At 70.3% G+C, this 7,286-nt stretch carries 6 protein-coding genes; all 6 read left to right on the plus strand.

Annotation, left to right across the window (positions count from 1 at the left end; all coding sequences use genetic code 11):
• Position 1: 1 nt before the first annotated feature.
• The 6 genes from VD659_RS10755 to VD659_RS10780 all read left to right on the plus strand — a co-directional run bounded on the left by VD659_RS10755 (position 2) and on the right by VD659_RS10780 (position 7,242).
• Positions 2-739 (plus strand): class I SAM-dependent methyltransferase, encoded by a 738-nt coding sequence (locus VD659_RS10755; protein WP_423261079.1) that lies wholly within the window; start codon positions 2-4, stop codon positions 737-739.
• A complete protein-coding gene (locus tag VD659_RS10760) occupies positions 732-1,949 on the plus strand; it encodes an FAD-dependent oxidoreductase (protein ID WP_423261080.1) in 1,218 nt (405 codons plus the stop codon). Before VD659_RS10755 ends, VD659_RS10760 begins: the two co-directional genes overlap by 8 nt.
• A gap of 106 nt (positions 1,950-2,055) precedes the next feature.
• Complete coding sequence (locus VD659_RS10765) at positions 2,056-2,649, plus strand: hypothetical protein (protein ID WP_423261081.1); 594 nt, start codon at positions 2,056-2,058, stop codon at positions 2,647-2,649.
• 220 nt (positions 2,650-2,869) lie between these two features.
• A complete protein-coding gene (locus tag VD659_RS10770; RefSeq protein WP_423261082.1) occupies positions 2,870-5,164 on the plus strand; it encodes a polyribonucleotide nucleotidyltransferase in 2,295 nt (764 codons plus the stop codon).
• 111 nt (positions 5,165-5,275) lie between these two features.
• Positions 5,276-6,640: a M16 family metallopeptidase gene (locus tag VD659_RS10775; RefSeq protein ID WP_423261083.1), complete on the plus strand. Its 1,365-nt coding sequence runs from the start codon at positions 5,276-5,278 to the stop codon at positions 6,638-6,640.
• Entirely contained in the window at positions 6,640-7,242 is a 603-nt protein-coding gene (locus tag VD659_RS10780) for a histidine phosphatase family protein (protein ID WP_423261084.1), read from the plus strand. Before VD659_RS10775 ends, VD659_RS10780 begins: the two co-directional genes overlap by 1 nt.
• Positions 7,243-7,286: the final 44 nt, after the last annotated feature.

Here is a 7,286-nt window from a genome sequence, read left to right on the forward strand (position 1 = left end):
CGTGGTGCTCGGAATCCCCTCGATGCGCAAGCGCGCGGTCGACGCGCGGGAACGCATGGACGAGCCGGACTGCGATCTCCTCACCCTCAACCGCACCTACGAGCAGTTCCGGCTCGTGAACCGGGTGGTGGCGGGCTGGCACGACACGTACCGCCGTCGCATCCGCCCGCTCCTGTCGCGCACCGAGTCGTCGGTGCTGCTGGACATCGGATGCGGCGGGGGAGACGTGGCCCGCGCCCTCGCGCACTGGGCCGCCAGAGACCGCCTGCTGCTCGAGGTGACGGCCATCGATCCCGACCCGCGTGCCCTGGACTTCGCCGAGCGCGCGCCGAACCCCGACGGCGTGCGCTTCCTGCGCACCACCAGCGCCGCACTCGTGGAGGTCGCGGTGCGCTTCGACTTCGTGATCTCGAACCACGTTCTGCATCACCTCGACGCCGAGCAGCTCTCCGACCTGCAGGTCGACTGCGAGCTGCTCTGCCGGGGCCTCACGATCCACAGCGACATCCGGCGCAGTCCGCTCGCCTACGCGGCGTTCTCGGTGGCGACGCTGCCGCTGCGCAACTCGTTCATCCGGGAGGACGGACTCACCTCCATCCGCCGCAGCTACACCGAGGGTGAACTGCGGGTGGCCGCGCGACGCGACTGGATCGTGGAGACCCAAGCGCCCTACCGCCTGCTGCTCAGCTATGCCGCGAGCGCTGCCGCCCGAGACACCGTGCCGACCCCGGATGCCTGACGAACCGGTGCACGACGGGCCGGTGCACGACGAACCGGTGCACGACGTCGCCGTCGTGGGCGCCGGCCCGGTGGGGGTGCTGCTGGCGACCGCTCTGGCTCAGCGGGGGATCGATGTCGTCGTGCTCGAGAAGCGCGTCCGGGCGCATCGCCACTCGCGGGCGATCGGCATCCATCCGCCCTCGCTCGCGGTGCTCGAGCGCCTGGGGGTGCTCGACGAGATCGTGGCGGCGGGGGTGCGGATCGACCGGGGCGTGCTGCGCATCCACGGCCGGGAGCGGGCCCGGCTCGAATTCTCCTCGACCGGGGCACGGCAGCCGTTCGTGGTGTCGCTGCCGCAGCTCGAGACCGAGCGGATTCTCCGGGCCCGTCTCGCGGATCTCGCTCCGGATGCGCTGCGCACCGGCGTCGACGTACGCCGGGTGGAGCGGGAGGCGGCATCCGTCCGGCTCCCTCTCGCTGGCGGGTCCGCGAGCGTGCGGGCGCGGGTCGTGGTGGGGGCCGATGGCCCGTCCGGGGTCGTGGCGGGCACGCTCGGTCGGCCGGCCACCGGCCGCACGTACCCTCACCGCTACCTCATGGGCGACTTCGCCGACACGACGGGCGACGGCGCCGTCGCGGTGCTGCATCTCCACCCGCGCGGGATCGTGGAGTCGTTCCCCCTGCCAGGCGGGCAGCGGCGCTGGGTGACCCACCTCCCCGCGGGTGTCGGCGTCGAGCGCGCCGATGCGGCACTCCTGGCACGGCTGATCGCCGAGCGGATCGCGCCCGAGGCCGCGCCCGACCCCGCGACCGCGACCATGAGCAGCGGCTTCGGCGTGCGGCGGCGCATCCTGCCCCGGATGGCCTCGGACGACGGTCGCCTGGTGGTGATCGGCGACGCGGCGCACGAGGTGAGCCCGATCGGCGGGCAGGGCATGAATCTCGGGTGGCTCGACGCGGATGCGCTTGCCGAGCGGATGCCGTCGCTGCTGGATGCGCTCGACGCGCTCGACTCGCCGCAGCGGAGCGGGCTGTCGCCGCTGGGCGATCTGGGCCGCACCCGTCTGCGCTCGGCCCGTGCGGCCGCGCGGATCTCGGAGTTCAACATGGCCATGGGCCGGCCCACCTCGGCCGCCGGCTTCGCCCTGCGTCGCGCCGTGATCGCGGCCACCGCCCTGCCCGTGCTCCGCCGCACCCTGGCCCGCGCCTTCACCATGGACGGCCGCTGAACGGTCGCCCGGCCGCCGCGGATCCGTCAGCGGCGGCCCTCTCCGCGCCGGAGAGGGGCGTCACGCGACGGATCCGGCGCCCAGTCCCGCACGGCAGAATGGACGCATGAACCACGCGCGGAGATGGAAGCCCTTCTGGCGCTGGGAGGCGTTCCTGTTCGCGATGGTGCTCGTGCTCGCGATGGCGGCGAGCTTCGTTGCGCGCGCCGACTGGCCGGTCGTCGGAGCCGTGCTCGGCATCGTGCTGCTCGTGGCTGCGGTGGCCCTGGCGGCCCTCCTGGTGGTGCCGATCCTCCTCGTCGCAGGGCGCGACAGCGAGAACACGCGCAAGACGCTCGACGGCGTCGAGCTCGTCGAGCCCACGGCCGAGAACGTGAAGACCCTCCGGGTGGTCGAGAGCGAACGCCGGCAGGGCTCCATCGAGGCGGCCCGCGCGAAGTCGCGGGAACCGTTCCGGGCGGTGCTGACGCCGGATGCGAGCCGCTGGCTGGGCCGGCAGCTTCGCGTGGCGGTTGACCTGCTGGGCGACGACGGGAGCATCTACCGGGCCGGATTCGTGCCACCGGAGGTCGACGCGGAGCTCGACGCCCGGCTCCAGCCGTTCGCCCGCAGTAAGCGGGCGGTCGTGGTTCCGGCCGCGGTGATCGGCTCGGCGCGCCCGTTCCGGGTGGAGTTCCGGCTGGGAGACCTCCCCGACTGATAGAGTGGAGGGGTTGTGAGCAGGCCGGCAGGTGGCTGGTCCTCGGTGGTGGTTTTCCGGCGCGCGGTGCGCATCCGGAGCTCTTCTACTGGTGGCCAGCACAAACGCCCTTCAACACACGTTCAGGGAACGTCAGAAATCCCTGCTATTCCGCCTGCTCCGACGCGAGGAGTCGCACGCCCATACGGGGCCGCGACGCTAAACAAAGGAGAAAGACCTCTTGGAAGGTCCTGAAATCAAATTCGCCGAAGCCGTTCTCGACAACGGCAAGTACGGCACCCGCACGGTTCGCTTCGAGACCGGCCGCCTCGCGCAGCAGGCCCAGGGCGCCGTTGCCGCTTACCTCGACGAAGAGACCATGCTGCTCTCCGCCACGAGCGTGAGCAAGCACCCGAAAGACAACTTCGACTTCTTCCCGCTGACGATCGACGTCGAAGAGCGTTCCTACGCCGCCGGCAAGATCCCCGGTTCGTTCTTCCGCCGCGAGGGTCGCCCCTCGACCGAGGCCATCCTGGTCTGCCGCCTGATCGACCGTCCGCTGCGCCCGTCGTTCGTCAACGGCCTCCGCAACGAGGTCCAGGTCGTCATCACCGTTCTGTCGATCGCTCCCGACGAGTTCTACGACTCGCTCGCGATCAACGCGGCCTCGGCCTCGTCGCAGATCTCCGGCATCCCGTTCTCGGGCCCGATCGGTGCGGTTCGTCTGGCTCTCATGCCCGGCTACGGCACGGAAAAGGACCAGTGGATCGCCTTCCCGAAGGCCTCGCAGCTCGAGGAGGCCGTCTTCGACCTCGTCGTCGCCGGCCGCGTCGTGACCGCGGCCGACGGTTCGCAGGACGTCGCGATCATGATGGTCGAGGCGGAAGCCACCGAGGGTTCCTGGAACCTCATCAAGGCCGGTGCCACGAAGCCCAACGAGGCCGTCGTGGCCGAGGGCCTCGAGGCCGCCAAGCCCTTCATCAAGCAGCTCGTCGAGGCTCAGGCGTCGATGGCGCAGCAGGCCAACAAGGCCGTGCAGGAATACCCCATCTTCCTGCCGTACACCAAGGAGGCTTACGACACCGTCGCCGAGCTCTCCTACGACGAGCTCGTCGGTATCTACCAGATCGCCGACAAGATCGAGCGCCAGAACGCCGACGACGCACTGAAGGACCGCGTCAAGGCCGCCATCGCCGTCAAGGTCGAGGCCGGCGAGCTGCCGGCCGAGGTTCTCGGTCAGGTCTCCGCCGCTTACAAGTCGGTCACCAAGGTGGTCGTGCGCGGCCGCATCCTGAAGGACGGCATCCGCATCGACGGCCGTGGGCTCGCGGACATCCGCCCGCTCGACGCCGAGGTCGCGGTGATTCCCCGCGTTCACGGTTCGGCCATCTTCCAGCGCGGCGAGACCCAGATCCTGGGCGTCACCACGCTGAACATGCTCAAGATGGAGCAGCAGATCGACTCGCTGAGCCCGATTACGAAGAAGCGCTACCTGCACCACTACAACTTCCCGCCCTACTCGACCGGTGAGACCGGCCGCGTGGGTTCGCCGAAGCGTCGCGAGATCGGGCACGGCTTCCTGGCCGAGCGCGCCCTCGTGCCGGTGCTGCCGAGCCGCGAGGAGTTCCCCTACGCCATCCGTCAGGTGTCCGAGGCCCTCGGGTCGAACGGCTCCACCTCGATGGGCTCCGTCTGCGCGTCGACCCTGTCGCTGCTGAACGCCGGTGTGCCGCTGCGCGCCCCGGTCGCCGGCATCGCGATGGGCCTCGTGTCCGACGAGGTCGACGGCGAGACCCGCTACGCGGCGCTCACCGACATCCTCGGCGCCGAAGACGCTCTCGGCGACATGGACTTCAAGGTGGCCGGAACCAGTGAGTTCATCACCGCGATCCAGCTCGACACCAAGCTCGACGGCATCCCCACCTCGGTGCTCGACGGTGCGCTCAAGCAGGCGAAGGCGGCCCGTGAGGCCATCCTGAACGTGCTGAACGCGGCCATCGACGCCCCGGACGAGATGGCTCCGACCGCGCCCCGCGTGATCTCGGTGCAGATCCCCGTCGACAAGATCGGCGAGCTGATCGGCCCGAAGGGCAAGACGATCAACGCGATCCAGGACGAGACCGGCGCCGACATCTCGATCGAGGAAGACGGCACCGTGTACATCGGCGCCGTCGACGGTCCCTCGGCTGAGGCCGCTCGCGCCCAGGTCAACGCCATCGCGAACCCGCAGAACCCCGAGATCGGCGAGCAGTTCCTCGGAACCGTCGTCAAGCTCGCGACCTTCGGTGCGTTCGTCTCCCTGCTCCCGGGCAAGGACGGCCTGCTGCACATCTCCGAGGTGCGCAAGCTCGCCGGTGGCAAGCGTGTCGAGAACGTCGAAGACGTGCTCGGCGTCGGCCAGAAGATCCTGGTCGAGATCACCAAGATCGACGACCGCGGAAAGCTGTCGCTCGCTCCGGTGCTCGCCGACCCCGCGGACACCGAGGGTTCCGCTGCCCACAGCGAGGGCCCCGAGGCTCCCGCCGAAGGGGAGTAGCTGGTAGCTGCTGTCTGCGTCAAAGGCCGTACCCCTGGTGGGGTGCGGCCTTTGCCGTCGATGAAGGCCTGTTGCGTCCGTTCCCAGAGGGGTCGCGGTAGGGTTGAAACGATGACGAACGGTGCTGTACCTCTTCCCCTGGATCTTCCTGAACTGTCGATCGGCACTGTCGCCGAGGGGCTGGTGCGTCGAACGATCCTGCCGAGCGGGGTGCGCATCCTGAGCGAGCACATCCCGGGTTCGCGCAGTGCGACCATCGGCTACTGGGTGGCCGCAGGATCGCGGGACGAACGGGGCGCGGAGGGCGCGACGCCCTCGCGTCACGGCTCCACGCACTTCCTCGAGCACCTGCTCTTCAAGGGCACGCCCTCGCGCTCGGCGCTCGAGATCGCGATCGCCTTCGACTCGGTCGGCGGCGAGCACAACGCGGTCACGAGCAAGGAGTACACCTGCTACTACGCGAAGGTGCGCGATGCCGATCTGCCGATGGCGATCGGTGTGCTCTCCGACATGCTCACCTCCTCGCTCCTGGACCGGGGCGAGTTCGAGACCGAGCGCGGGGTCATCCTCGAAGAACTCGCGATGGCCGAGGACGACCCCTCCGACGTCGTGGGGGAGCGCCTGTTCGAGGCCGTGCTGGGCGCGCATCCGCTCGGCCGCCCGGTGGGCGGAACGCCAGACGCGATCCGCGCGGTGACCCGAGACGCCGTCTGGGAGCACTACGCGGCACAGTACCGGCCGAACGACCTCGTGGTCTCGGCCGCCGGCGCCGTCGACCACGACGCCCTCGTGGCCGCGGTCACGGCGACGCTCGGCGGTTCGGGGTGGAACCTGGAGCTGCCGGCCGCCCCGCGGGGGCGCCGTTCCCCGGTGGCGGCGCCGCTCGCCTCCGGAGCGCCGCTCGTGGTGGTGCAGAAGCCCACCGAGCAGGCCAGCGTGATGATCGGCATGCCCGGAATCGTGGCCACCGACGAGCGCCGCACCACCATGGCCGTGCTCAACTCGGTCTTCGGCGGCGGGATGTCGTCGCGGCTGTTCCAGGAGGTGCGCGAGAAGCGCGGGCTCGCCTACTCGGTGTACTCGTACGCTCCGAGCTACTCCGACGCCGGTCTGTTCACCATGTTCGCCGGATGCACGCCGGGCCGTGAAGGCGCGGTGAGCGAGCTCATGCTCGCGGAGCTGCACCGCCTCGCCGAGCACGGGATCACGGCCGACGAGCTCTCCCGCGCCCACGGCCAGCTCTCGGGCTCCGCCGCGCTCGCGCTCGAGGACAGCGACACCCGCATGTCGCGCCTCGGTCGATCTGAGCTGACCCAGGGGGAGTTCGTCGATCTCGACGAGAGCGTGCGGCGCCTGATGGAGGTGTCGCTCGACGACGTGCAGGCTCTCGCGCAGGAGCTCGCCGCCCAGCCCGTGAGCATCGCGGCCGTCGGACCGAACGATGCCGACGCGTTCGCATCCGTGGCGGCCGTCTGATGGCGCACACCCTGTATCTGGTGCGGCACGGCGAGCAGCTCGACGCCGAGCACGGCGTCGACGACGGTCCGCTCTCGCCGCGCGGGCAGCGCCAGGCCCGGCTGATCGCCGACCGGCTCGGCGGAGTGCCGTTCGACAACGTCTGGCACTCGCCGCTGCAGCGCGCCGAGCAGACGGCGCTCATCATGTCGGAGCACCTGCCGGCTCTCGACCCGAAGCCCAGCGCCCTGCTCTTCGACTGCGTGCCCACCGGCTACTCGCCGCAGATGCCGCACACCTTCGAGCCCTTCTTCAACTCGGTGACCGAAGACGAGGTCGAGGCCGGGCGCGCCCAGATGGCGGATGCGACGGCCGAGTTCCTCACCCCCTCACGCGCCACCACCCACGACCTCCTGATCACCCACAACTTCGTGATCGCCTGGTTCGTGCGGGAAGCCATGGACGCACCGGAGTGGCGCTGGGCGGGCCTCAACCAGTCGCACGCGGGCTTGACGATCATCCGCTACAAGGCGGGACGCCTCCCCGAACTCGTCTGCCACAACGACCTCGGCCACCTGCCGGTCGAGCTCCGCACGGGAGTGCTAGACCCCCAGCCGTATTAGCTGCCGGGGGCGCCGGGCTTCGCGCGGCGTCCCCGGGCGGGGCC

The sequence above is a fragment of the Herbiconiux sp. 11R-BC genome, assembly GCF_049472555.1.
In the GTDB taxonomy this organism is placed as follows: domain Bacteria; phylum Actinomycetota; class Actinomycetes; order Actinomycetales; family Microbacteriaceae; genus Herbiconiux.